The following is a 24,303-nucleotide window of genomic DNA, read 5'->3' on the forward strand; positions in this document are numbered from 1 at the left end:
GCGCGCGGCGCGATCTCCGTTAATCTCCAGCGCCGGGAGCGAGACGCTTTGCGCAAGGGGCACGACCGGATCCTCGCGGCGATCGACGTCGGCACGAACGCCGTCCGGCTCGAGATCGCGCGCCCGCTCGCGGACGGCTCGCTCGAGACGCTGCATCAGGAGCGCGATCCCGTCCGGCCGGGAGAGGGCGTGTTCGCGACGGGCGCCCTCGCGCGCCCCGTCGCCGACCGCCTCCTCGCGACCCTGCGCCGCTACGGCGCTCTCTGCCGCCGGTACCGCGCCCGGGTGCGCGCGGTCGCCACGAGCGCCGTCCGCGAGGCGAGGAACCGCGAAGACATCGTGCGCCGTGCGCGCGAGGAGGCGGGTATCGAGCTCGAGGTGGTCTCGGGGCGGGAGGAGGCGCGGCTCATCTGCCTCGGCGTCCTCGCGGGGCGCCCCGCGGGGGCGCGCGCGCTCGTGATCGACATCGGCGGCGGCTCCACGGAGATCGCGCCCGCGGTCGGCGAGAAGCCGTCGTCGCTCTACAGCGTGCCGGTGGGCGCGGTCCGGCTCACCGAGATCTTCTCGTCGTCGAACCGCGTCTCGCCCGAGCGCCTCTCGGTGATGCGGAGCTTCGCCTCCGAGGCGTTCCGCGACTCCATCCCGAAGGGCTTCCCCCGCTTCAGCCACGCGCTCGGGAGCTCCGGGACCATCAACGCCATCGTCGCGGCGCGAGGAGACGCGCGGCGGCTCTCGCTGCGGCGCCTCTCGCGGGCGGTGGAGGACATGGCCGCGATGAGCCTCGCGGAGCGCCGGAGGACGTTCGAGCCGAAGCGCGCGGAGATCATCGTCGCGGGCGCGGTCATCCTCGAGACGGCCATGGGCGAGCTCGGGCTCGAGCACATCGTGGCGGTGGACACGGGCCTCCGCGACGGCATCCTCCGCGACCTCGCCCGGCGATCCCCGGGCGCCGTCGCCGCCGCCGCGGCCGACCGGACGGAGGCCGCGCTCGCGCTCGGGCGGCGCTTCGCGTTCGACGAGCGGCACGCGACGCAGGTCGCGCGGCTCGCCCTCTCGCTCTTCGACCAGCTCACGACGCTCCACGGCCTCCCGGCGAGCGCGCGGGGGATCCTCGAGGCCGCGGCGCTCCTCCACGACGTCGGCCACGCGGTGTCCCCGAGCCGCCACCACAAGCACACCTACTATCTCCTCCTGAACGCCGACATCCCGGGGTTCTCGGATCCCGAGCGACGGCTCGTCGCGCTCGTCGCGCGCTACCACCGCCGGAGCGCGCCGGAGCGCCACCGCGAGGACCTCGCGGACCTGCCCGCCGCCGAGTTCCGCACCGTGCGCCGCCTCGTCGCGATCCTCCGGATCGCCGACGCCCTCGACCGGAGCCACCACCAGCCCGTGCACGACGTGCGGACCGCCTCGCACGCCGGCGGCGTGCGCGTGGTCGCCCGCGTCCGCGGCGCGGTGGACCTCGAGCTCTGGGACGTCGCCCGCGAGGCGCCGCTCTTCCGCTCCGTGTTCGGGCGGCGCATCGAGGTCCTCCCCGGCCGCCGGGCGGTGTAGGCGGCGCGCTCCCTCGGGGAGCTCGTGCCGCTCATCGGCGCGGTCCACGTGCGCGTCGTTCCGCGCTGGGCGTCGTGTCGACGATCCTCGACTGGTTCCCGTCGGCACCGGTTTGCGACCGCTCGCCCGCCCGGCGTAGGCTCGGGGGCGCGTGGTCCGCGCGCTCTCCGCCCTGCTCGCCTCGGCCGCCATCGTCGCGGGGGAGCGGCCGCCCGAGCCGCCGGCGGTCGCGCCGCCGTTCGCGGATCCGTCCCGCGCCGTCGCCCGGGCGCTCGCGGCCGCGCCCCCCGGCGGGCCCCGCGCGGCCGCCGCGACCCGGCCGCTCCTCGGCGCGCCGTACGCGCCGTCGCCGCTCGGCGAGGGCTCCGGGCCAGACGCCGACCCGCGCTTCCGGCTCGACGCCTTCGACTGCATGACGTTCGTCGAGACGGCGGTCGCGCTCGGCTCGGCCCGCACCCTCGCGGAGGCGCGCCGGCTCCTCGACGACGTCCGCTACGCCGGCTCACCCGCGCTCGCGTCCCGGAACCACGAGGTGCTCTCGCAGTGGATCCCGGCGGCGCTCGCGAAGGGGTTCGTCCGCGACGTCACCCGGGAGGTCGCGGGGGAGCGCGCGCGGTGGATCGAGGAGACGTACGACGTCCCGAGCTGGGAGGCAGTCCGCCGCGCCGGCCGGGCCATCCCGGGGCTGCCCCGCGCGCGGCTGCCAGCGGGGACCTTCGGGGCGTGGATCGTCCCGGCCGAGGACGCCGCGGCGGTCGCGCCGGCGATCCCGGACGGCGCGATCGTCTTCGTCGTCCGCGCCCACGCGGAGGCCCGCGCGACGCGGATCACGCACGCGGGGCTGGTCGTGACGGCCCCCGGCGGCGCGCGCCGCGTCCGGCACGCGACCTCCACGCTCGGCGTCGCTCGCGTCATCGAGGAGCCGGTGGACCGCTTCCTCGCGCGCGAGGCGAAGGCCCATCCGCGCTGGCCGGTGGACGGCCTCCTGGTGCTCGAGATCGCCGACTCGACGGCGCGAGCGACGACCCTCGCTGGCGAGACCACGCGCGCGGCCGCTCGCCCGCCGGGTGAGCCGACGGTCGCGCCGGCGCCCGTCTCCGCGCCCGCGCCGCGGCTGTAGGTGGTTGCCCCACGCTGCGTTGGTGTCGATCTTCCTCTCGCCGAGGGGAAGCGGGGGGGACCGATGTTCGAGGCGGGGGGTGCCGGGGCGAGGCGGACGGAGGAGGTCGCTGACCTTCCCGTCCGCCTCGCCCTCGGCGGGTCGATGCTCTACCACGGCCTCGCGAAGCTGCGCGGCGAGGGGCCGTCGCAGACCGGGCAGATGTTCGAGAGCGTGGGGCTGAAGCCCGGGCGCGGCCTCGCGCTCGCGACGGGGATCGCCGAGACCGTCGCCGGGGGGCTCGCGATCCTGGGGATCGCGACGCGGCCGGCCGCGATCGCCGTGCTCGTCACGCAAGCCGTCGCGATCTGGAAGGTGCAGGCGCCCAAGGGCTACGACATCGTGAAGGGTGGGATGGAGTACAACCTCGCCCTCATCGCGATGTCGCTCGGCCTCCTCGCGACGCGACCGGGCGCGGTCTCCCTGCACCGCGCGGCGCTCCGGCGCGGCCGCCTCGGCGGGCTCACGTCGATGTTCCGGCGGGAGCTGCCGATGACGTTCGCGGATCGGGCGCTCGCGATCGTGCACTAGCGGCGACCGAGACCGGTACCGCCTCTCCCCTCCGCCTCACCGTTCGGCCGGGTCGCGACGCGTGGCGTCGGAGTGGGAGGTCGCGCCCGCTCGCGCCGGCGCGGCGCTCGGCACGACGGGGTGAGGGGTTGGAGGCCGTGCTCGTTCGGGTCCGCCGCCACCCCCCCTCGCTGAAATGTCACGGAAATTCGTTGGCTGCCTCCCTGTTCGTTTGACAGGGTGGCGGCAGCGCGTGAAATACCGCGCGCCCGCCCGCCGTAGGGGCCGGGCACGAGGCGTCCATGACGACATCCGAGATCTCCAGCGACGGCGCCGTCCTCGTGTCGACGCTCGCCGCCCCGGGCCGGGGCCTGGCCGCGGTGGCGGTGCGGCGCCGCGCCGCGCCGGGCTCGCGCTCGCGCTCGCGACGCTCGCCGCCGTGGCGACCGCCGCCGTCGTCGTGCCCAGGGTCGACTATGGCGCGGCGGCCGACGCGAAGCTCCAGCCCGGCCCCGAGGGGCAGGAGCCGACGCCCTTCGAGCGCGAGCAGGCCGCCGTGACGGCCCGGAAGCTCGGCCAGATCGCCGGGTGGGCCGGGGCGCTCGCGCTGCCGTCCCTCCTCGCGCTCGCCGCCGCCGGGTTCCTCGCGCTCGGCTTCCGCGTCGCGGGGACGCGGCCGCCGTTCCGCGGCACGCTCGCGGTGGTCGCGCACGGGATGCTGCCGGTATGGCTCGGCGGCCTCCTCGCGATCCCCGCGGCGATCGTGCGCGCGCCGATCCCGCCGATGCAGGCCGGCCGCCTCGTCCCCTCGAGCCTCGCCGCGCTCCTCCCGCCCGGTGCGCCGCCGCCGCTCTGGGCCTTCCTCTCGGCCTTCGATCTCTTCGGCCTCTGGTCCGTCGCCCTGGTGGCGCTCGGGATGGCGCGCCTGTCCGGCGCCTCCCGCGCGCGCGCCTTCACCGTCACCGTCGTGCTCTTCCTCGCGTACGTCGCCCTCCTGAAGGTGGTCCCCGCCGCGCAGCTCGCGGCCGGTGGCCCCGGCCCCGGTCCCCGGTAGCCCCGAGATCCCATGCGCCCGATCGCCGCCGCGCTCCTCCTCGCCGCCGCCGCCCCGTCGTGGGCGGCCGCCCCGATCACGCTCGACGACGCCCTCGCCGAGGCCGCGCGCACCAGCGTCGACCTCCGCCTCTCCCGCGCCGACGTCGCCATCGCCGGCGCCGACCGGACGACCTCGATCTCCGGCGTGCTCCCCCGGCTCGACCTCTCGGTGAGCGCCGGACGCGCGTTCCAGGGCGCGACCTCCGCCCGCGCCGTCACGATCGGCGGCGTCACGTTCGTGAGCCCCGCCGTGCCGGAGACGAACGTCGCCCAGTACTCGGCGGGCCTGCAGCTCCGGCAGACGGTCTTCGATTGGGAGACCTACACCGGCATCCAGGCGTCCGGCTGGAGCGTGCGCGGGAACGAGCGGCTCTACGAGGAGACCGCGCTCACGCTCTCCTTCGAGGTGACGCGCCGGTTCTACGAGCTCGTCCGCGAGACGCGGAGCCTCGCGGTCCTCGAGAAGACCGCCGTCCGCTCGCAGGAGCTGGTCGATCGCGCCGATGCGCTCTTCACCGCGGGCAAGGCGCCGAAGAGCGACACGTACACCGCGCGGGTGAACCTCCAGAACGACCGGATCGCCGCCGAGCAGCAGCGCATCCGGGTCGAGCAGGCCCGGAGCGCCCTCGCGCAGATCCTCGGGCGGACCACGGCGGAGGACCTCGACGTGGTCCCGCCGGCGGCGGTCGACGCGCCGGGCGTGCCCACCGGCGAGCCGCCGCCGCTCGACGCCCTCGTGGCCCGGGCCCGGGAGCGCCGGCCGACGGTGGTCGCGCAGCGCGCGTTCGTCGAGGCGGCGAAGGCGAGCGCCTCCGGCGCGCGGGCCGGCTACCTCCCGGCCGTGGCCGTCCAGGGCGCCTACAACCGCAACGGCCAGAACCTCGGCGGCACCGACGGCGTCGTCGGCGACCCCACCCGCGCCTACGACGCGAGCGCCCTCGTCGTGCTCTCCTGGAACCTGTTCGAGGGGCGCGCCACCAGCGCCCGCATCGCGCGCGCCGAGGGCACGCTCGAGCGCGCGCGGGCGACCGCCTACCGCGCCGAGACCGACGTCGCGAAGGAGGTCGCCGATGCCCGCGCCCAGGCGGTCTCGCTTCGACGCCAGATCGCCCTCGCGTCCGACACGCTGCAGATCGCGCGTCAGGCGCTCGACCTCGCCGCCCAGCGCCTCGAGGCCGGCCTCGCGAACCAGCTCGAGCTCCGCGACGCGAACCTGAAGCTCACGCAGGCGGAGCTGACGCTCCTGCAGACCCGCATCGATCACGCCGTCGCGATCGCCGACCTCGCGCGCGCGGCGGGAGGAGCCCTCTAGATGGCCAGCCAGAACCCGATCCCGAAGCCCGCACCCGAGCCGGGCCGCGCCGCGCCCGAGACCCCGACCGTGGCGCCCATGCTCCCGCCGGTCCGCATGAGCTGGACGAAGCGCATCGTCGCCACCCTGTTCGTCGTCGCCGTCGTGGCGATCACGGTCCTCTCGCTCCGGCCGAGCCCGCCGCCGCCCATCGGGATCCAGGCGGTGAACGCGCGGAAGGGCGCCATCACCCGCGTCGTGACCGCCGCCGGGAAGCTCCAGGCCGCCACCGAGGTGAAGCTCTCCGCGAACGTCTCGGGCGATCTCCTCGAGCTCGACGCGCACGAGGGCGACCTCGTGAAGAAGGGCCAGGTGCTCGGCCGCATCGACGCGCGCCGCTACTCCGCCCAGGTGGCGCAGCAGACCGCGAACCGCGCGAGCGCCGCGGCCGACGTCGAGGGCGAGAAGGTGAGGGTCCTCCAGCTCGAGCAGGAGCTCGGGCGCGTGGAGACCCTCGCGAAGACGGGCAACGCCAGCGCCGCGGAGGTGGACACGGCGAAGTCGAGCCTCTCCGGCGAGCGCGCGCGCCTCCAGGCTGCGCAGGAGCGCGTCGCGCAGGCGGAGGCGCTCCTCTCCGAGGCCCGCCACAGCCTCTCGCTCACGACGCTCGTCTCGCCCATCGACGGCGTCATCACCAAGCGCGAGAAGCAGGTCGGCGAGCGGGTCCGCGGCTCGGAGCTCTCCGAGGACGTCATCCTCGTCATCTCGACCCTCTCCAAGATGGAGGCGAAGATCGAGGTCGGCGAGCACGAGGTCGTCTACGTGAAGGAGGGCGACCCGGCCGAGATCGAGATCGACGCCTTCCCCGACCAGAAGTTCCCGGCGCAGGTGGTCGAGGTCGCGCGGAACGCCACCGTGAAGAATCAGGGCACCGAGGGCGAGGTGACCACCTTCTTCGTCCGGCTCGCCCTCACGCACCCGGTCGAGGGCGCGCTGCCCGGGATGAGCGCGCAGGCGTCCATCTCCACCGACACGCGCGATCAGGCGATCGTGGTGCCGATCCAGGCGGTGACCGTACGGCCCGACCGCGACCTCGCTCCGGGCGGCCCGGCCCGCGACGAGCGCCCGCTGCCGCCGCCCGAGCCCGGCAAGAAGCAGAAGCGCGAGCCGCTCCGGAAGGTGGTCTTCGTGGTCGAGGGCGGCGTCGCGAAGGTGCGGCAGGTCGAGACCGGCCTCGCGAGCGAGAACGAGATCGAGATCGTCTCCGGGATCAAGGAGGGCGAGAAGGTGATCGAGGGGCCGTACCGCGTCCTCTCCCGCGAGCTCGCCGACGGCAAGCGCGTCGAGGAGCAGCCGCTCGGCGGCAAGGGCCCGGCCGGGAAGAAGGGATAGCGACCGTGGCCGAGCCGCTCATCGTGGTCGAGGACCTGCACCGGCACTACGAGGTCGGCGGCGAGACCGTCCGCGCCCTCGACGGCGTGTCGTTCAGCATCGCGCGCGGCGAGTGGGTCGCCATCATCGGGCAGTCCGGGTCCGGCAAGTCGACCCTCATGAACCTGCTCGGCTGCCTCGACACGCCCACCGCCGGCGTCTACCGGCTGAACGGCTCGGACGTGGAGGGGCTCGCGGACGACGCGCTCGCGGACCTCCGGAACAAGGAGATCGGGTTCGTCTTCCAGACGTTCCAGCTCCTCCCGCGCGCCTCCGCGCTCGCCAACGTGGAGCTGCCGCTCGTGTACCGCGGGCTGCCCCGCCGCGAGCGCCGGGCGCGCGCCGAGGAGGCGCTCCGGTCGGTGGGCCTCGCGCACCGCATGACGCACAAGCCCAACGAGCTCTCGGGCGGGCAGCGGCAGCGCGTCGCGATCGCGCGGGCGCTGGTCGGGGAGCCGTCGATCCTCCTCGCGGACGAGCCCACCGGCAACCTCGACTCCCAGACCGGCGAGGAGATCATCCGGCTGTTCGGCGAGCTGAACGTCCGCGGCCACACCATCATCCTCGTCACCCACGAGCCGAAGCTCGCCGCCCGCTGCCCCCGCGCGATCCGCCTCTCCGACGGCCGGGTCGTGGGCGACGGCCCCGGCTCCGAGATCGCCACGCTCGGCGCGGCGCGCGTGGTGCACGCATGAACCGCCTCCGCCGGGGCTTCGTCCGCGCCACCTCCGAGATGGGGGAGAGCCTGCGGATCGCGCTCTCGGCGCTCGTCGGCGCGCGCCTCCGGAGCTTCCTCACCACGCTCGGCATCGTCATCGGCGTCATGACGGTGATCGCCATCGTCGCGATCATCCAGGGCCTGAACGCGTCGTTCGAGGCGCAGATCGCCAACATCGGCGCCCACACCATCTACGTCTCCAAGTTCGCCTGGTTCGCCCAGGGCCGCGGCGAGTGGTGGGAGATGCGGAACCGGAAGGACCTCGGGAGGGAGGAGCTCGAGACGGTGGAGCGCGAGGCGACCTTCGCCGCCGCGATCGCGCCGCAGGTCATGTCGCGCGGCACGGTCACGCGCGCCGAGCAGGAGGTCTCGAGCGTCCAGCTCGTCGGGACGAACGCCCGCTACCTCGATACGAGCGGCGGCTCCGTCTCGTGGGGCCGCTTCCTCTCCGACACCGACGTCGACCTCTCGCGGGCGTCGGTCGTGCTCGGCTTCGGCGTGGCGGAGCGGCTCTTCCCCGGCTTCCCGCCCGAGGCGATCGTCGGCAAGCGCGTCGTCGTCGAGGGCCACCCGTTCACGGTGGTCGGGACCATGGCCCGCCGCGGGCAGATGCTCGGGATGGACATGGACACGAACGTGTTCATGCCCTACTCGAGCTTCCTCCGCGACCTCGGGTCGAAGCGGTCGATCAACATCGCCGTCGCCGCCGAGCCGGAGAACCTCTCCGCGCTCGAGGATCAGCTCGTCGGCATCCTCCGCAAGGTCCGCCGCGTCCCGCCCGACAAGAAGGACGACTTCGCGCTGAACCGCCAGGAGCAGTTCCTGCGCGTGTACAACCAGCTCACCGGCGCCCTCTACGGCGTCGCGGTCGGCGTCGGGCTCATCACGCTCGTCGTGGGCGGGATCGGCATCATGAACATCATGCTGGTCTCGGTGACGGAGCGGACCCGGGAGATCGGCGTCCGGCGCGCGCTCGGCGCGCGGCGCCGGACCATCCTCCTCCAGTTCCTCATCGAGTCCTCGCTCGTGGCGGCGCTCGGCGGCGCGATCGGCACCGCGCTCGGGCTCGGGATCGGCCAGATCATCGCCCTCGTCTCGCCGCTCGCCGCCGCCGTCACGCCGTCGGCGGTCGCGCTCGGGCTCGGCTTCTCGGCGGGCGTGGGCCTCCTCTTCGGCTCCTGGCCGGCCTGGCGGGCGGCGCGGCTCGATCCCGTCGAGGCGCTGAGGTACGAATGATCGCGCTCCTCGACACGATCGCGATGGCGCTCGGGACGCTGCGCGGGAACGTCCTCCGCTCCGTCCTCACGCTCCTCGGCATCGTCATCGGCGCGTCGACGGTCGTCGCGATGATGTCCCTCACCGAGGGACTCCGCCTCAAGATGACGACCGACTTCGCCATGCTCGGCGCGGGCGCGTTCCAGGTGCAGAAGTGGCCGCACCTGAACTTCGGACCGCACGACATGCGCCGGTACGAGAAGCGCCCGGACCTCACCCGGGAGCAGGGCGAGGCGATCCGGACGCTGCCGCACGTCGCGCAGGTGTCCATCGAGGAGTACTGGAAGGGGAACGGCCTCGAGGTGCTCTCCACCGCCGAGCGCGCGACGAAGCGCGACATCGGCCTCTGCGGCGGGCTCCCCGACTACGAGGCGGCCAACGGGGTGACCGTCGCCCAGGGCCGCTTCATCACCCAGACCGACGTCCTGCTCGCGCGGCGCGTGGTCTTCATCGGCTCGGACGTCGCCGACATCCTCTTCCCGAAGATGGATCCGCTCGGGCAGGAGCTGCGCATCCGCGGCGCCACCTTCGAGGTGGTGGGCGTCGCGCAGCGGCAGGGCTCGATCCTCGGCCAGTCGAAGGACGGGTTCGCGGTGATCCCCTGGACCGTCTACGACGTCGTGGTCGGGAAGCAGCGGAACACGAACATCGCCATCGTCGCGACGAGCCCCGAGGAAGCGCCGAAGGCGATGGAGGAGGTCATCGCCCTGCTGCGCCGGATCCGCGGCGTGAAGGCGGGCGACGAGAACGACTTCGAGATCTTCTCCAACGAGACCAGCGCGGAGCTCTTCGACAACCTCGCGCGGATGGTGGGCGCGGCGACGTTCGGCGTCTGCGCGCTCGCCCTCCTCGTGGGCGGCATCGGGATCATGAACATCATGCTCGTCTCGGTGACCGAGCGGACCCGCGAGATCGGCGTCCGGATGGCCCTCGGCGCGCGCCGCCGTCGCATCCTCTCCCAGTTCCTGGTGGAGTCGGTGGCGCTGTCCGGGCTCGGCGGGCTGGCTGGCGTGCTGCTCGGCGCAGGCCTCGCCATCGGCGCGCGGGAGGTCTTCGAAGTTCCGGCGAGCATCCCGGCGTGGGCGGTGATACTCTCGCTCGCCTCCGCCGGCGGGGCGGGCCTCCTGTTCGGCATCTACCCCGCGGCGAGGGCGTCGAAGCTCGACCCCGTCGAGGCGATGCGGACCGAATAGGGAGACGCGGGGCACAGTGGATCGCGCGAAGCTGGTGAAGGAGATCCGAGGGTGGACGCTCACCATCCTCGCGGTCCTGGCCTTCCGGACCTTCCTCTACGAGCCGGTGTACATCCCGTCGGGATCGATGATCCCGACGCTGCAGATCGGCGACTACGTCGTCGTCGAGAAGTGGGCGTACGGCGCCCGCCTCCCCTTCACCGAGACGGCCCAGGCGACCTGGTCCAGCCCGAAGCGCGGCGACATCGTCGTGCTGCTCGCGCCGCCCGGGAACCCGCGGAACGACGACCTCATCAAGCGCGTCGTCGCGGTCGGCGGCGACACCGTCGAGATCCAGGACGGGCACCTCGTCGTGAACGGCACGCCGTCGCCCTACGAGCGCCTCGACGGCCGGTGCGACTACTGGAACAAGCCCGAGGGCGGCGACTGGCGGCAGGAGCCCTGCATCGACTTCGTCGAGCAGCTCGGCCCGCACCGGTATCACACGTACTGCACGCCCTACATCCCGTGCGGGGACGTGGAGAAGCAGAGCGTGCCGGCGGGGACGGTCTGGCTCGCGGGCGACCACCGCGATCACTCCGCCGACAGCCGGGTGTTCGGCCCGGTGCCGGTCGGGCGGATCAAGGGGCGCGCTCAGATGACGCTCGTCTCGTGGGGTCCGCACGGACCGCGGTGGGACCGCCTGTTTCACTTCGTGAATCATTAGCGCCGCCGTCGGCGCTGCCCGTGACCGTGCCCGTACACGTGCCCGGCTTCTCCGTGGCCGTGAACCGAGGTCCCGTGGCCCGTGGCCCGGCCTCTCCCCGTCACCCGTGAACCCGTCGGTGAACGGCTCGGGCACGTCTCAGGGGCCACGGGAAGCGGGAGGCGGGCACGGGTTCGGGCACGCTCACGGGCACGGGCACGGGCATGGGCACGAACGCCGCACCGCGGCTAGCCGGCCCTCCCCTGCCGCTCGTAGATCCCTCGCACCGTCTCGATCGTGTCCGCGTCCTCCGGCCGCTTGTCCTCGCGGTAGCGCTTCACCCGTGCGAACCGGAGCGCGAGGCCGGACGGATAGCGCGGGCTCGCCTGGAGCCCGTCGAACGCGACCTCCACCACGAGCTCCGGCCGGACCGGCACCTCGTACGCGTCGAGCGGCCCGGTCGCGAGCGCCTTCAGCCGCTCCGTCTGCCACGCGAGCATCGCGTCGGTCATCCCCTTGAACGTCTTCCCGAGCATGGCGAAGCCGCCGGTCGCGGGATCGCGCGCGCCGAGGTGCAGGTTCGAGAGCCACCCCTTCCGCCGGCCGTTGCCCCACTCCGCCGCGAGCACGACGAGGTCGAGCGTGTGCGCGCGCTTCACCTTGAGCCAGGCGGCGCCGCGCCGGCCGGCCTCGTAGGGCGCGTCGAGCGCCTTCGCGACCACGCCCTCCTGCCCGCGGCGGAGCGCGTCCTCGAGGAAGGCCTCGCCCGCCGCCAGGTCGCCCGTGACGAGCCGCGGGACGAGCCGGTCCGGCGGGATGGCGCGCGCGAGCGTCCCAGCGCGCCCGCTCGGGCGCGGCGAGCAGGTCGGCGCCGTCGACGACGAGCGCGTCGAAGAAGAACGCGGTGAGGGGCAGCTCGGGCTCGAGCCGCTCGACGTCGAGCTTCCGCCCGAACCGTCGCATCGTGACCTGGAACGGCTCCGGCGTCCCGTCCGCCCGCAGCGCGATCGCCTCGCCGTCGAGGACGAGGGTCGGCGCCGGTGACGCGCGGACCAGCCGGACCACCTCCGGCACCGCCGACGTGACGTCGCGGAGCGAGCGCGAGAAGACCTTCACGACGTCGCCGCCCTTGTGGACCTGCACCCGCGCCCCGTCGAGCTTCCACTCGAGCGCGGCGGTGCCGCCGCACGCGGCGAGCGCCTCGGCGACGTCGGCCGCGGTCTGCGCGAGCATGGGCTGGACCGGCTCCCCGACCCGGAGCGCGAACCGCCGGAGCCCGTCCGCACCCTCGCCGAGCGCGGCCGCCGCGACCGGCGGGAGCGCGCCCGCGAGCATGACCGCGCGCCGGACCTCCGGCGCCGGCAGCCCCGCCGCGCGCGCCAGCGCCTCGACCAGGACGCCCTCGAGCGCCCCCTGCCGGAGCTCGCCGAGGACGAGCCCGGCGAGGAGCCGGCGCTCGTCCTCGGTCGCGCGGCCGAAGAGCTCGGCCAGGGCGCGCCGCCGCTCGAGCGCGGAGCCGGCACCGCTCGCCGCCGCGATCCGGCCGAGCGCCGCGTCCACCTCGGCGACGGTGAGCGACGGCGCAGCCGCGGGCGAGGTCGCCCCGAGCGCCTCCCGGACCGCGGCGTAGCCGATGCCGATCCGGCCGCGGCCGAGGTCGCCGGCGAGCCACGCAGCGCCCACGGCGCGCTCGTCCGGCGCGAGGCGGCGGAGCGCCTCCGCGAGCCTCGCGATCTTCTCGAGACGCCCGGACGTCCCCGCGACGTCCCGGGAGGTGGCGGCGAGGTCGGCGAGGAGCATCGGGAAGTTCTAACCGGCGCCGCCGGCGCGAGCGAATCGCTGGCGGTACCCACGAACGCGCTGCAGGGAGTGACGCCCTTTCACGCGTTGTGGCCGTCCGGCAACGGATCCGCACTCGATCGACCCTGTGCCCGCGGAGTTTCGCGCCCCTGGACGGTGCACGGTTCGTGCACTGTCCCCCGGCACCCCGGGAGGCAGCGCATGCGCCGTTCCACCCTGCTCGCCGTCGCAGTGGTCGCGCCCCTCGGCGGGTGTCTACTTCTACCCCTGAGACTCTTCCCACCATCGCTCACCTCGGCAGGTGCCGCGGTCCGCGTGGTCGACGCGGTGGACCCGCAGTGCCAGCAGGTCGGACCGGTGGAGGGGGGGTGGACGCGTCCGTCGGGCTTCGCCGTGCTGGACGACGCGCTCCGGGTCACGAGGAACCACGCCGCCGAGCTCGGCGCGGACACTCTGGTGGTCGGGCCGCCGCAGGTAATAGTGACCGACGAAGACACCACCGACGTTTACCAGGGGACCGCATACCGCTGCTGGCCGGATCCGATCGGGGCCTACCTCCTGGCGAGGGTGACGGGGGAGATCGCCGTGCGCGCAGGGCCGGACCGGCTGTCGCCGGTGCGGCGGACGCTGGCGCCGGGGACCCTCGTCGACGTCGCGGACACCGTGGTGAACGGCTTCCGCCGCGTGCATTTCCGGGACGAGGGAGGGCCGACGGCGTTCATCGCGGCGGACGCGGTGGAGCTGCTGCGTTGAGCGCGACGCCCGACCCTGCGCCCGCCGGAAACGACACGCGAGCCGTCGAGCGCCGTCATCAGAGCGCCGCCACCGCCCGCCGCACCGCCTCGACCACCTCCGGGATCGCCCGCTCGACCTCCGGCGTGAGCCCCTCGCCGATGGTCTCCATCTCGAGGACCTCGACGGCGACGACGTGGATCCGCGACGGCACCGGCGCCCCCGCGTCGCGCGCCAGCGCGAGCGCGGAGGGGAGCCCGATCGCGTGCGGCGACGGTCCGCCCGGCGCGCGGATCTCCTCGAGCGGCACCGAGTGGACCGTGCCGGCGGCGAACGCGCCGGTCCGGACCGCGTCGACGACGACGACGCGGTCGAAGCCCTCCATGTCGTCGAGCAGGTACAGGCCGGCCTTCGCCGAGCGGCGGACCGTGACGCCCGGCTCGGGCTCCGCCTCCAGCGCGTCCGCGACCCGGAGCGCGGCGGCGTCGTCCCGGCGGAGCGGGTTGCCGAGGCAGAGGACGAGGATCCCCGGCGAGGTCATGCGCCCTCGACTCCGCGCGCGTCGCGGGCGCTACGCTCCGGGTGAACGGGCCGCACGAGGCCGCCCCTCACCCCTCGTCCTCGGACACCCGCCGCCGCACGACGTCGCGCACCGCACCGTCCGGCCCGCGCACCGTCACGACGAGCGGCAGCTCGCCGGGGAGCGCGTGCGACGCGCACGCGTTGCAGGGGTCGTAAGCGCGGAACGCCATCTCGAGCAGGTTCAGGAGGCCGTCGTCCACCTTCCCGCCCTTCACGAGCCCGCGCGCCGCCTTGCGCACCGAGATCTGCACGGGCGCGGCGTTGTGCTGCGAGGCGACCACGAGGTTCACCGCGGTGAGCATCCCGTCGGCGTCGGTCGCGTAGTGGTGGAAGAGCGTGCCGCGCGGCGCCTCGACGGCGCCGACGCCCTCGGCCGGGCCCGCGAGCGGCGCCGGCACGATCCGGACCTCGGGCTCGGCGAGGTCGGGATCGTTCGCGAGGAGCTGCACCATCTCCGCCGCCTGGAGCGCCTCGACGAGCCGCGCCCAGTGGAACGCCAGCGTCTGGTGCGCGGGCCAGCCGAGCATCTCGAAGAGCCGCTGCCGCTCGGTCTCGGCGCGCGGCGTCGCCATCGCCTTCGCGACGTTGAGCCGCGCGAGCGGGCCGACGCGGTAGATCCCGCTCCCGCTGCCCTCGGTGAACCCCTTCCAGCCCTTGTCCGCGAGGTAGGTGAGCTTCGCGTACGTCCACGGCTCGACCCGCTCCGCGACGTGCGCGAGGTAGTCGCGCGGGTCGAACAGCGCGAGCTCGTTCCCGGCGGGATCCACGACCCGGATCCGCCCGTCGAGGAACGCGACGCGCCCCGCCTCGTCCACCATCCCCATGGAGTGGCAGCGGACCCGGAACACCTCGCTCGAGATCGCGGCCGCGTACTCCGCGTTCCCGAGCACCGCCGCCCGGAACGACTCGAGCGTATCGACCGCGAACTGGACGAGCCGCGGGGCGGCGTCGCGCGCGCGCCCCACCGTCTCGGCGTCGACCGCCTTCGATATCCCGCCGGGGAGCGCGAAGACCGGGTGCACGGTCCGCCCCGCGAGCGCGGCCATGAGATCCCGCGCCTCCTTGCGGACGGAGAGGATGCGCTTCCCGAGGTCCTGCCCGACCCGCGCGAGCACGCCGAGGAGGCTCCGCATCGGCGCGGGCGCCTTCGGGCCGGCGTAGAAGTCCGGCCCGCCCATGTACCAGTAGTGGAGGAGGTGGTCCTCGAAGACGAACAGGTTGTAGTAGAGCGCCTGCGCGCGGCGCGCGGCGACGGGCGGCGTGACGCCGTAGAGCGCGTCGAGCGCGCGGACCGACGCGATGTGGTGCGCCGCCGGGCAGACGCCGCACACGTGCGCGGTGAGCTGCGGCATCTCCTCGGCCGGGCGGCCCACGCAGAACCGCTCGAAGCCGCGGAGCTCAGGGACCTGCAGGTACGCGCTCGCGGCGTTGCCCTGCTCGTCGAGCAGGATCTCGATCTTCCCGTGCCCCTCGAGGCGGGTGATCGGATCGATGGTGATCCTCCTCGTCATTCGCCGGAGCCCTCCGCCGGCGGCGCGCCCTCGCCGCCAGGGCGCGCCACGGGCCGCACCCGCGCCGGCACGAGCCCCGCCGCGTACGAGTACCGCCAGAACGTGCCCGCCGGGTCCGGCACCGCCGCGGCGAGCGCGCGGAGGCCGTCCTCGTCGCCCTGCAGGAGCGACGCGAACCCGGAGAGCATCGCCGCGCCCCCGTCCCGCACGCCGTCGAGCGGCCCGAAGCAGCCGCGGCACGGCATCCCGACCTCGAGGCAGCCCGGCTGGCAACCCTGGCGCGTCGCGGGCCCGAGGCACACGAGTCCCTGCGCGAGGAAGCAGGCGACCGGATCGACGGCCGAGGTCGCGAAGCGCCGGAGCGCCCGCACCTCGATCCGCTCCGGCCTCGAGTCCTTCCGCGGGCACGCCTCGCACAGCGAGGCGTTCGGCGCGAGCACCGCGCCCCGCGGAGGGAGGGCGCCCGCGAGGATCCGCTCGAGCGCGCCGGAGACCACCGCCGGCGACGGCGGGCAGCCCGGGATCGTGTAGTCGACCGGGACGACCTCGGCGAGCGGCAGCGTCCGGGAGAGCAGCACGGGGAGCGACAGGTCGTGGCCGCCCGCCCGGACCGGCTGCCCGGGGAGCACCCCGTCGCCGCTCGCGATGGACGGCGCCCGCCGGTACGCGGCGTCCAGGATCTCGTCCGGCCCGGACATGTTGCCGAGCCCGACCACGCCACCGAGGTGCGCGCACGCACCGAACGCGACGAGGGTCCGCGCCTTGCGGCGGAGGAGCTGCGCCCACTCGTCCTGCTCGGTGAGGCGCACCGCGCCGTTCACGAACGCCACGTCGATGCCGCCGTCCGGGAGCGCCTCGACGTCCTTCTTCTTGTAGTCGAGGGCGACGGGCCAGAGCACCACCTCCACCTTCTCGAGCAGGTCCGCGAAGCCGTCGCCGAGGTCGACGATCGCCTCCTCGCACCCGCCGCAGGAGGCGTTCCAGTAGAACGCGACCCTCGGCTTCCCCGCCCGCGCGGGCGGCGGCGAGGGCTGCTCGATGCCGTCGAGCCGGTGCGGCGCGAGGTGCAGCGCATCCACGATGGCGTCGAGGGCGCGCCGGCGGTACTCGAGCGGCCCGAGGGCGCGGAGCTCCTCGGTCATCCCGGAGACGATCCCGGCGAACCGCTCGCCCTCGCTCGCGCCCGCCCACGCGATCCGGAAGCGCGCCGGCTCGATGCCCGCCTGCTCGAGCGCGCGGACCAGCACCGCGTGGCGCGCGGCGGCGCGGAGGTTCCCGTCGAGGTAGTGGCAGTCGCCGGGGTGGCAGCCGGCGACGAGCACGCCGTCGGCGCCCTCGCGGAATGCCTGGAGCACGAACGCCGGCTCGACGCGCCCGGTGCACATGACGCGCACGGTGAGGAGGCTCTGCGGGTACGCGAGCCTCGCCTGCCCCGCCTTGTCCGCGGCGGAGTACGCGCACCAGTTGCAGAGGAACGCGACGATGCGAGGCTCGCGCCCGGTCCGATCGCCGCCCATCACGCGCCGCCGGCCGCGAGGAGCGCCGAGATCTCCGCCTCGATCTGCGCCCGGGTGTAATGGCGAGCGCTCGCCGCGCCGGTCGGGCAGGCGGCCGCGCAGGTGCCGCACCCGCGGCAGTGCACCGCCTCCACCTTCGCCTTCCCCACGCCGGGCTGGATCACCACCGCCCCGAACGGACAGGCCGACGCGCAGATTCCGCAGCCGCCGCAGAGGTCCGCCTCCACGTCGACGGCGAGCGGCTCGAGCGCCTTCTTCTCTCCGGGGAGCAGGGACGAGAGCACCTGGCCCGCCGCCGCGGCGCCGTCGCGGATCGCCTGGTGGATGGTGCGCGGCCCCGCGGCGCCCCCGGCGACGTACACGCCGCCGATCCGCGTCGCGGTGGGCTCGAAGGGGCCCGCCGCCCCGTCGAGGAAGAAGCCGGCGGCGTCCGAGTCGATCCGGAGCAGCCGCGCGAGCGCGGCGGAGCCCACCGCCGGCCGCGGCGCCGCGTGCACGACGACGAGGTCCGCGGCGTGCCGCGTCTCGATGCCGCCGGGCGCGGAGAGCCTCACCGAGAGGCCGCCCAGCACCTTCGTGACGCCGCCGTCCACGAGCGCCCCCGGGACGAGCTCGACCCCCTCCGCGGCGAGCTCGGCGGCGACGCGGGCGAGCTGCGGCGCGCGATCGAGCCCGCCCGCCACGGTCACGCGCGCGTCCGGCAGCCGCGCCTTCACGAGGTGCGCGAGCTTCAGGATCTCGCGCGCGGCCAGCTCGGCGCCGTCGTCGGTGGCCGTGGCGGCGAGCAGGATCGCCCGCGGGACCTCGCCCGCCACGCCCCGCACCGCACCCGCCGTCGGACCGTTCGGGTGGAGCATGCGCTCGAGCTGGTAGCTCGAGACGACGCCCTCCGGGCCGTCCGCGGCGCCGGGCTCGAGGCCCGTCGCGACCACGATCGCGCCCACCTCGACGCTCCGCACCGCGGGCGCCTCGTCGAGGCGGATCGCGCCGAACGCGCAGGCCGACGCGCAGAGGTCGCAGTCCGGGCCGCGCCCGCGTCCGCCGTGGTGACGGCAGGCGGCCCGGTCCACCACCGAGACGTGCGGGAGGCACCCGGCGTACGGCAGGTGGATCGCCCTGCGGGTGCCGAGGCCGCCCGCGTAGGGGTCCCGGCTCTCCGCCGGGCAGGCCTTCGCGCACTCGCCGCACCCGAGGCACGCGGCCGGATCGACGCTCCGGGGCGCGATGGCGAGCTCGACCGTGAAGCGGCCCGCCGCACCGCGGACGCGCGTCACCTCGGCCCCGGTGAGCACCTCGATGCGGTCGTCGTGAAGCACCCGATCGAGCGCCGGCTCCATGAAGCAGCTCGCGCACTCGAGGTCCGGGAAGATCTCGTCGAGCTGGTTCGCGAGGCCGCCCAGCACGAACGCGCGCTCCACCAGCACGACCTTCCGCCGCTCCTGCGCGAGCGCGAGCGCGGCGGAGATTCCCGCGGCGCCGCCGCCCACGACGAGCACGTCGGCGGAGACGTCGACCTCTCCCGGCGCGATGGGCCGCTGCAGCGCGACCCGGCGGAGCGCCGCGGAGACGAGGGCGCGGGCCCGCGCCGTCACCGCGCCGGGCTCGCCGCCGGCGATCCACTCCGCCTGCTCGCGGAGGTTCACCATCGCGAGGTGCCACGCGGACCGGCCGGCGCCCTCGAGGACGCCGCGGAAGGTGTGCTCGTGCTCGCGGGGGGAGCAGGCGCCGATGACGACGCGCTCGAGCCCCTGCTCGCGGATCCGCGCCGCGAGCCAGGCCTTCCCCTCGGGCGAGCAGAGGACGTCGTGGATGGCGACGTCGGCGGCGCCGGGCCAGCCCTCGCCCTCGGCGAGCTCGGGCAGGCGGACGACGTTCCCGAGGTTCGGCCCGCAGCGGCAGAAGTAGAGCCCGGTCCGTCCTCCGGTCCCGCGCTCCTGGGCTCCGCGCCCGCCGCTCGCCTCGTCGCTCACACCGGCTGCGCCTGCGCTAGTACTGGATCTGGATCACGCACTTCGGGCCGTCCGCGCGGACGGACAGGAGCGTCTTCTTCCGCCGTTCGCAGAACGTGCGGATGTCCTTCTCGAACGTGGGGCAGTCCCCGATGATCTCGACCACCGTGCCGGCCGGCGTCTCCGCCGTCTCCACCGCCAGCTTCAGCACCGGCTGGGGACAGCGCATGCCGCTGCAGTCGATCTTCATGAAGTTGAGTCCCACTTCGCCGTTCTCCTTGGCAGCGGTGCCCGCGGGCGCGAGGCCTCGCCGGGGCGCGGTGTGTCGTTGAAGAGAGGCGTCGCCGTCACGGACGCTCGCGGTCGACATTACCGGCCCGACACCGCCGCGTCAAACGGCCAAGGGTGCGACATCCTGTAAGGAATTCTGCGGAGCGCTAGTACTTGGCGTCCTCCGCCTCGATGAGGCGGTAGATCTCGGCCTCGTTGGCCGCCTTCAGGATCGCCTCGCGAAACGCCGGGTTCTTGAAGATCCGGCTGATCCGGGCGAGGGCCTTGAGGTGCGCGCCCGCGGAGTTCTCCGGCGCGAACAGCGCGAAGAACAGATGCGTGGGCTTCCCGTCGATCGCCCGGAAGTCGACGCCCGGGATCGAGCGGCCGAAGCTCGCCATCAGGCCGGGGAGGTTCGGGACCTTCCCGTGCGGGATCGCGACGCCCTCGCCGATCCCGGTCGAGCCGAGCTTCTCGCGCTCGAGGAGCGTGTCGAGCAGCTTCTGCCCGTCCACCTTCTGGATCGCCACGAGCGGCCGGGTCAGCTCCGAGAGCACGGCCTGCCCGCTCTGCCCGGAGAGGGTTCCGATCACTGCGTCGGGCCGGAGGAACTCGACGATCTTCATGGTGGACCGGCGTCAGCTAACACATGTGGCAACGCGTCGGCAAGAAGGCAAGCCGGGCTCCGAGCATGCGGCGGGCGGCTCCGCACCTGCGCGGCGCCTCGCCGCCGGGGGGCACGCGGTGGCGGGCACCCCCGGGGCGAGCGCCGCGTTCCGTCAGGCGCCGCGGGCCTCGATGAGCCCCACGTTCCCGTCGTCCCGGCGGTACACGACGTTGATGGCGCGGTCGTCCGCGTTCTGGAAGACGTAGAAGTTCGCGTCGAGGAGGTCGAGCTGGAGGATCGCCTCGTCGAGCGACATGGGCTTCGCCTGGAACTGCGTGCTCCTCACGACGCGGTGGCTGGGGCGCTCCGGGTGGTCGATGATGTCGATCACGTCGTGACGGACCTCGACCGCGGCGAGCTCGCTCGTGCCGGGGGCGCTCTTGTGACGGTCGTGGATCTTCTCCTTGTGCTTCTTGAGCTGCTTCTCGATCTTGTCGGCGGCCTGGTCGATGGACGCGTACATGTCCTGGGACTTCGCGGTGCCGCGGAGCAGGAAGCGCCCCGCCTTCACGGTGATCTCGGCGTGGTGATAGAGGTTCTCGACGTGCAGCACGGCGTGCGCCTCGCTCGGACGATCGATGTAGCGCTGGACGTGCTCGACGCGGCCTTTCACGTGTGCCTTGAGGGCTTCGGTGGGGTCGAGATGCCGGAAGGTGATGTTCACCTGCATGGAACCGCCTCCTCTGGAGGACCGTCGAAATGCGTCGGCCGCGGTCCGGCGGGATCTCTCCCACAGGTTCCGCGGCCGATGCCGACGTTGCCGGATGGCAACATGCGCGATTCATAATAGCCCAGGGGCGGTAGGATCGAGCCCGAGCGTTCGCGGAACGTGCGCTCTCTTCCGGGTGCTCGCTGCTCGCGGCGGCCGTCCGTCCCGAGGGGCTGGCGCCCGCTCGTCGCCGGCGCTACAGATCGACCGATCGCGCCCGTCGGGGCGCGCCCGGTGGCGGGACCCCGCGCCGCTGGCCTAGAAGTACTTCTTCCGCTTCGAGCTCGGCAGGATCCCGAGGACCTCGCGGTACTTCGCGACGGTCCGCCGCGCGATCTCGATGTTCTGCGTCTTCAGGAGCTCGACGATCTTCTGGTCCGAGTGCGGGTGCTTCGGATCCTCGGCGGCCACGATCTGCTTGATGTGGTTCTTGACCGCCTCGCTCGCGATCTCGTCGCCGCCCGTCTTGTTGATGGCGGAGTTGAAGAAGAACTTGAGCTCGTAGATGCCCTGCGGCGTGTGCACGTACTTGTTCGTCGTGACGCGCGAGACGGTGGACTCGTGCATCCCGATGTCCTCGGCCACGTCGCGGAGGATGAGGGGCTTGAGGTGCGCGATGCCCTTGTCGAGGAAGTCCCGCTGGAACTTCACGATCGACTCGGTGACCTTGTAGATCGTCCGCTGCCGCTGGTGGATGGAGCGGATGAGCCACACCGCCGAGCGCAGCTTGTCCTGGATGTACTCCTTCGCCTTCCCGGCCTCGCCGTTCTTGAGCGCGGCCCGGTACATCCCGGAGATGCGGAGCTTCGAGAGGCCGTCGTCGTTCAGGACGGTCACGTACTTGTCGCCCATCTTGTGGACGTAGACGTCGGGGGTGATGTACTGCGGCTCCTCCCCCGTGTACGCGCGGCCCGGCTTCGGCTCGAGGCGGCTGATCACCTTCACCGCCTTCACGACCTCCTCGATGGAGATCTTGAGGTCCTTCGCGATCGCGCCGTAGTTCTTCGACTCGAGGTGCTTCAGATGGCGCTCGACGATCGCGACGATCTCGGGCGTGTCCGCGTTGATGTACCGGATCTGGAGCAGCAGGCACTCGCGGAGATCACGGGCCGCGACGCCCATCGGGTCGAACTGCTGCACCTTCTTCAGCACCTTCTCGGCGAACTCGATCCCGACGCCGGCCTCGAACGCCACGCGCACGAGCGGGTCGCGCGTCGTCGTCTCCTCGCTCTCGCCCTCGACCGCCGGCATCTTGAAGTAGCCGTCGTCGTCGAGGTTCCCGATGATGAGCATCGCGACGCGCTCCTCGTCGGGGCTGAACGCCGACAGGCGGAGCTGCCACACGAGGTGGTCGACGAGATCGGTCTTCTTCGTGAGGGTCGCCTCGTACCCCGGCAGCTCCTCGTCGGCGAGCCCGCGGTTCGACGGCGCGGTGTGGCCCTGGAGCTGGTAGTGGTCGAGGTACTGGTCCCAGTCGATCTCGTTCGCGCCCTCCTCGCCCTTCACCTCCTGGAGCTTCTCCGTCTCCTTGTGCTCGGGCTTCGCCTCGTGCTCGGCGACCTCGGCCGGGCTCTCGCCACTCTGGGTGGGCTCCTCGTCCGGCTCGTCGGCGCCCTCGAGCAGCGGGTTCTCGGTGACCTCGGTGCGGATGAGGTCGACGAGCTCCATGCGCGAGAGCTGGAGCAGCTTGATGGCCTGCTGCAGCTGGGGTGTCATCACCAGCTGCTGCGTCATCTTGAGGTGCTGCTTCAGCTCGAGGCTCATCGCTGCTCCAGGACGTGTGGTTCGTCCAGCCTGAACTTCTCGCCGAGGTAGACGGCGCGCGCCTTCGGGCTCGCCGCGATCTCGGCGGGCGTCCCCGCCTCGAGGATCGACCCCGAGGAGAGGATGTACGCCCGGTTGCAGATGCCGAGCGCCTCGCGGACCGCGTGGTCCGTGATGAGGACGCCGATCCCGCGATCGCGGAGCGAGCCGATGAGGCGCTGCAGCTCGCCGACGGCGATGGGATCGACGCCCGCGAAGGGCTCGTCGAAGAGGATGTACTTCGGGTTCGAGAGGAGGCTCCGCGCCACCTCGGCCCGCCGCCGCTCGCCGCCCGAGAGCTGCTCGCCGAGGCTCCCCGCCACCTTCTCGAGGCGGAACTCGGCGATGAGCGCGTCGGCCCGGTGGTTCCGCTCGGCGCGCGACACGCCGAGCGCCTCGAGCACGCCCACGAAGTTCTCGCGGACCGTGAGCTTCCGGAAGATCGAGGCCTCCTGCGGCAGGTACCCCACGCCGAGGCGGGCGCGGCGGTGCATCGGGAGCTTCGTGAGCTCGTGGTTCCCGAGGTTCACGCGGCCGCGATCCGGGACCACGAGCCCGACCACCATGTTGAACGACGTGGTCTTGCCGGCGCCGTTCGGGCCGAGGAGCCCCACCACCTCGCCGGGCGCGACGTGGAACGAGACGCCGTCCACCACCCGGCGGCCGCGGTAGCTCTTCACGAGCCCCTCGGCGCGGAGGAGCGTGCCGGTCACTGGCGGGCCTCCGGCTTCTGGACGCGGCTCTTCTTGCGCTCCTCGTACTCGGCGCGGCGCTTCTCGACCTCCTCGCCGCTCATCTTCACCTTCGCGTCCTTGAGCTGCACCTCGTCGGTCGCGAGGTCGTAGACGAGCCGCGAGCCCTCCGCCTCGGTGCCCGCGTCGTGGAGCACGACCGGCGCGCCCTCGCAGGTGACACGGGCGGCGGCGTTCTCGTAGGTGGCGGTCGCGCAGGTCACGACCCGCTCGCCGCGCACGAACCGGACGTCGCCGGTGCACACCGCGGAGACGATCTCGCCCCGCTCGTCGTTCTTCGCGACGAGGCGGAGGCAGGTGAGCCGCGCGTCGTCGCGCGTCATCGTGACGGGCTTGCCGGTGAACACCACCTCGCGGCGGCGCGGCGCGTAGTGGAACTCGGCGGCGTCGACGTGCACCGGGGGCGCCGCCGGCGCGTCGGCGACGGCCGGTACCGGGCGTGCGGCCGGCGGGCGCGCCTTGGCGGGCGCGGCGGGCTTGCCCGGTCCGGCGAGGACCGCAAGCGCGGCGAACACGGCGAGCGTCACCGGGCCTCCGGCAGGCCCGCCACGAGCCGCGTCGGGCCGGACAGGTCCAGATCGCCGCTCTCCGGGTCGAGCGTGAACCCCGTCCCGTGGAGCCGGTACCCGCGGCCGGTCAGCTCGACCGGCTGGTCGCCCCGGACGACCGCGCCGCCCCGGGGGAGCGGCTCGTACCGGGCGGTCTCGGTCCGGGCGACGTCCGTGCCCCGCTCCACCAGGACACCGCCGCGCGCCTCGAAGGTCTGGGCCTGGAGGACGCCCTGGCCGACCGGGGCGGTGATCCGGATCGGCGATCCGGCGCGGGGGAGGACCGCGAGCACGTCCCGGGCCACGAGCTCCGTCGAGTCGCGCCGCAGGGTGGCGGTCTTCGCCTCCCCCTCGACGCGCAGCTCCGGACCGCGCCAGACGCGGAACCGGACCCCCTCGAGTGCGAGCTCAGGCACCACTTCGTGAACCTCCCCGGGCCGGGCCGACCCGCAGCCGAGCCCGGTGGCGATCAGGATTGCGAACGGCAGGAGAGCGACGTAGCGCATTTAAAACCGCTGAAACATAGCATTCTTTCCCGACCGGATCGACGGG

Annotated in this window: 22 protein-coding genes and 1 pseudogene; 11 read left to right on the top strand and 12 right to left on the bottom strand. The window is 73.7% G+C overall.

Features of this window, described 5'->3' with window-relative positions; genetic code table 11:
- Positions 1 to 48 precede the first annotated feature (48 nt).
- From AMOR_RS11380 to lepB, 10 genes are all read left to right on the top strand, one after another.
- Entirely contained in the window at positions 49 to 1,554 is a 1,506-nt protein-coding gene (locus AMOR_RS11380; protein ID WP_248361111.1) for a Ppx/GppA phosphatase family protein, read from the top strand.
- Between the two features lie 151 nt (positions 1,555 to 1,705).
- The gene (locus AMOR_RS11385) at positions 1,706 to 2,674 is read left to right on the top strand and encodes an N-acetylmuramoyl-L-alanine amidase-like domain-containing protein (protein ID WP_248361114.1); all 969 of its coding nucleotides are present in this window, start codon (positions 1,706 to 1,708) and stop codon (positions 2,672 to 2,674) included.
- A gap of 63 nt (positions 2,675 to 2,737) precedes the next feature.
- Positions 2,738 to 3,244, top strand: coding sequence for a DoxX family protein (locus AMOR_RS11390; RefSeq protein ID WP_248361117.1), 507 nt, complete (start codon positions 2,738 to 2,740; stop codon positions 3,242 to 3,244).
- Between the two features lie 418 nt (positions 3,245 to 3,662).
- Complete coding sequence (locus AMOR_RS11395) at positions 3,663 to 4,277, top strand: YIP1 family protein (protein WP_248361120.1); 615 nt, start codon at positions 3,663 to 3,665, stop codon at positions 4,275 to 4,277.
- Between the two features lie 12 nt (positions 4,278 to 4,289).
- Positions 4,290 to 5,630 (top strand): TolC family protein, encoded by a 1,341-nt coding sequence (locus AMOR_RS11400; protein WP_248361123.1) that lies wholly within the window; start codon positions 4,290 to 4,292, stop codon positions 5,628 to 5,630.
- On the top strand, positions 5,631 to 7,001 hold the full coding sequence (locus AMOR_RS11405; RefSeq protein WP_248361126.1) for an efflux RND transporter periplasmic adaptor subunit: 1,371 nt from the start codon (positions 5,631 to 5,633) through the stop codon (positions 6,999 to 7,001).
- 5 nt (positions 7,002 to 7,006) lie between these two features.
- A complete protein-coding gene (locus AMOR_RS11410; RefSeq protein ID WP_248361130.1) occupies positions 7,007 to 7,735 on the top strand; it encodes an ABC transporter ATP-binding protein in 729 nt (242 codons plus the stop codon).
- Complete coding sequence (locus AMOR_RS11415) at positions 7,732 to 8,994, top strand: ABC transporter permease (protein ID WP_248361133.1); 1,263 nt, start codon at positions 7,732 to 7,734, stop codon at positions 8,992 to 8,994. The genes AMOR_RS11410 and AMOR_RS11415 overlap by 4 nt, the downstream gene beginning before the upstream one ends.
- On the top strand, positions 8,991 to 10,226 hold the full coding sequence (locus tag AMOR_RS11420) for an ABC transporter permease (protein WP_248361135.1): 1,236 nt from the start codon (positions 8,991 to 8,993) through the stop codon (positions 10,224 to 10,226). Before AMOR_RS11415 ends, AMOR_RS11420 begins: the two co-directional genes overlap by 4 nt.
- 16 nt (positions 10,227 to 10,242) lie before the next feature.
- Positions 10,243 to 10,932 (top strand): signal peptidase I, encoded by a 690-nt coding sequence (gene lepB, locus AMOR_RS11425; protein WP_248361137.1) that lies wholly within the window; start codon positions 10,243 to 10,245, stop codon positions 10,930 to 10,932.
- 227 nt (positions 10,933 to 11,159) lie between these two features.
- Here the strand turns inward: lepB and AMOR_RS11430 are convergent.
- Positions 11,160 to 12,711: pseudogene (locus tag AMOR_RS11430) on the bottom strand (ATP-dependent DNA ligase).
- A gap of 201 nt (positions 12,712 to 12,912) precedes the next feature.
- Between AMOR_RS11430 and AMOR_RS11435 the strand changes: the two are divergent.
- On the top strand, positions 12,913 to 13,464 hold the full coding sequence (locus AMOR_RS11435; protein ID WP_248361139.1) for an SH3 domain-containing protein: 552 nt from the start codon (positions 12,913 to 12,915) through the stop codon (positions 13,462 to 13,464).
- 58 nt (positions 13,465 to 13,522) lie between these two features.
- On the opposite strand, the gene AMOR_RS11440 is transcribed toward AMOR_RS11435, so the two are convergent.
- From AMOR_RS11440 to AMOR_RS11490, 11 genes are all read right to left on the bottom strand, one after another.
- Positions 13,523 to 13,984: a hydrogenase maturation protease gene (locus AMOR_RS11440; protein ID WP_248361141.1), complete on the bottom strand. Its 462-nt coding sequence runs from the start codon at positions 13,982 to 13,984 to the stop codon at positions 13,523 to 13,525.
- Between the two features lie 67 nt (positions 13,985 to 14,051).
- Positions 14,052 to 15,536, bottom strand: a complete 1,485-nt coding sequence (locus AMOR_RS11445) for a Ni/Fe hydrogenase subunit alpha (protein WP_248361143.1) — start codon at positions 15,534 to 15,536, stop codon at positions 14,052 to 14,054.
- The gene (locus tag AMOR_RS11450; RefSeq protein ID WP_248361145.1) at positions 15,533 to 17,053 is read right to left on the bottom strand and encodes a hydrogenase iron-sulfur subunit; all 1,521 of its coding nucleotides are present in this window, start codon (positions 17,051 to 17,053) and stop codon (positions 15,533 to 15,535) included. The genes AMOR_RS11445 and AMOR_RS11450 overlap by 4 nt, the downstream gene beginning before the upstream one ends.
- Entirely contained in the window at positions 17,053 to 19,023 is a 1,971-nt protein-coding gene (locus AMOR_RS11455; RefSeq protein ID WP_248361147.1) for a 4Fe-4S dicluster domain-containing protein, read from the bottom strand. Before AMOR_RS11455 ends, AMOR_RS11450 begins: the two co-directional genes overlap by 1 nt.
- A gap of 16 nt (positions 19,024 to 19,039) precedes the next feature.
- A complete protein-coding gene (locus tag AMOR_RS11460) occupies positions 19,040 to 19,267 on the bottom strand; it encodes a sulfurtransferase TusA family protein (protein WP_248361149.1) in 228 nt (75 codons plus the stop codon).
- A 172-nt stretch (positions 19,268 to 19,439) separates the two neighbouring features.
- On the bottom strand, positions 19,440 to 19,898 hold the full coding sequence (locus AMOR_RS11465) for a PTS sugar transporter subunit IIA (protein ID WP_248361151.1): 459 nt from the start codon (positions 19,896 to 19,898) through the stop codon (positions 19,440 to 19,442).
- A gap of 153 nt (positions 19,899 to 20,051) precedes the next feature.
- On the bottom strand, positions 20,052 to 20,609 hold the full coding sequence (gene hpf / locus AMOR_RS11470; protein WP_248361153.1) for a ribosome hibernation-promoting factor, HPF/YfiA family: 558 nt from the start codon (positions 20,607 to 20,609) through the stop codon (positions 20,052 to 20,054).
- A 297-nt stretch (positions 20,610 to 20,906) separates the two neighbouring features.
- On the bottom strand, positions 20,907 to 22,412 hold the full coding sequence (gene rpoN, locus AMOR_RS11475; protein ID WP_248361155.1) for an RNA polymerase factor sigma-54: 1,506 nt from the start codon (positions 22,410 to 22,412) through the stop codon (positions 20,907 to 20,909).
- On the bottom strand, positions 22,409 to 23,164 hold the full coding sequence (lptB, locus tag AMOR_RS11480) for an LPS export ABC transporter ATP-binding protein (protein WP_248361157.1): 756 nt from the start codon (positions 23,162 to 23,164) through the stop codon (positions 22,409 to 22,411). Before lptB ends, rpoN begins: the two co-directional genes overlap by 4 nt.
- The gene (locus tag AMOR_RS11485) at positions 23,161 to 23,730 is read right to left on the bottom strand and encodes an LptA/OstA family protein (RefSeq protein WP_248361159.1); all 570 of its coding nucleotides are present in this window, start codon (positions 23,728 to 23,730) and stop codon (positions 23,161 to 23,163) included. The genes lptB and AMOR_RS11485 overlap by 4 nt, the downstream gene beginning before the upstream one ends.
- Complete coding sequence (locus AMOR_RS11490; protein ID WP_248361161.1) at positions 23,727 to 24,257, bottom strand: LptA/OstA family protein; 531 nt, start codon at positions 24,255 to 24,257, stop codon at positions 23,727 to 23,729. The genes AMOR_RS11485 and AMOR_RS11490 overlap by 4 nt, the downstream gene beginning before the upstream one ends.
- Between the last annotated feature and the right edge of the window lie 46 nt (positions 24,258 to 24,303).

The organism is Anaeromyxobacter oryzae (assembly GCF_023169945.1).
Taxonomy (GTDB): domain Bacteria; phylum Myxococcota; class Myxococcia; order Myxococcales; family Anaeromyxobacteraceae; genus Anaeromyxobacter; species Anaeromyxobacter oryzae.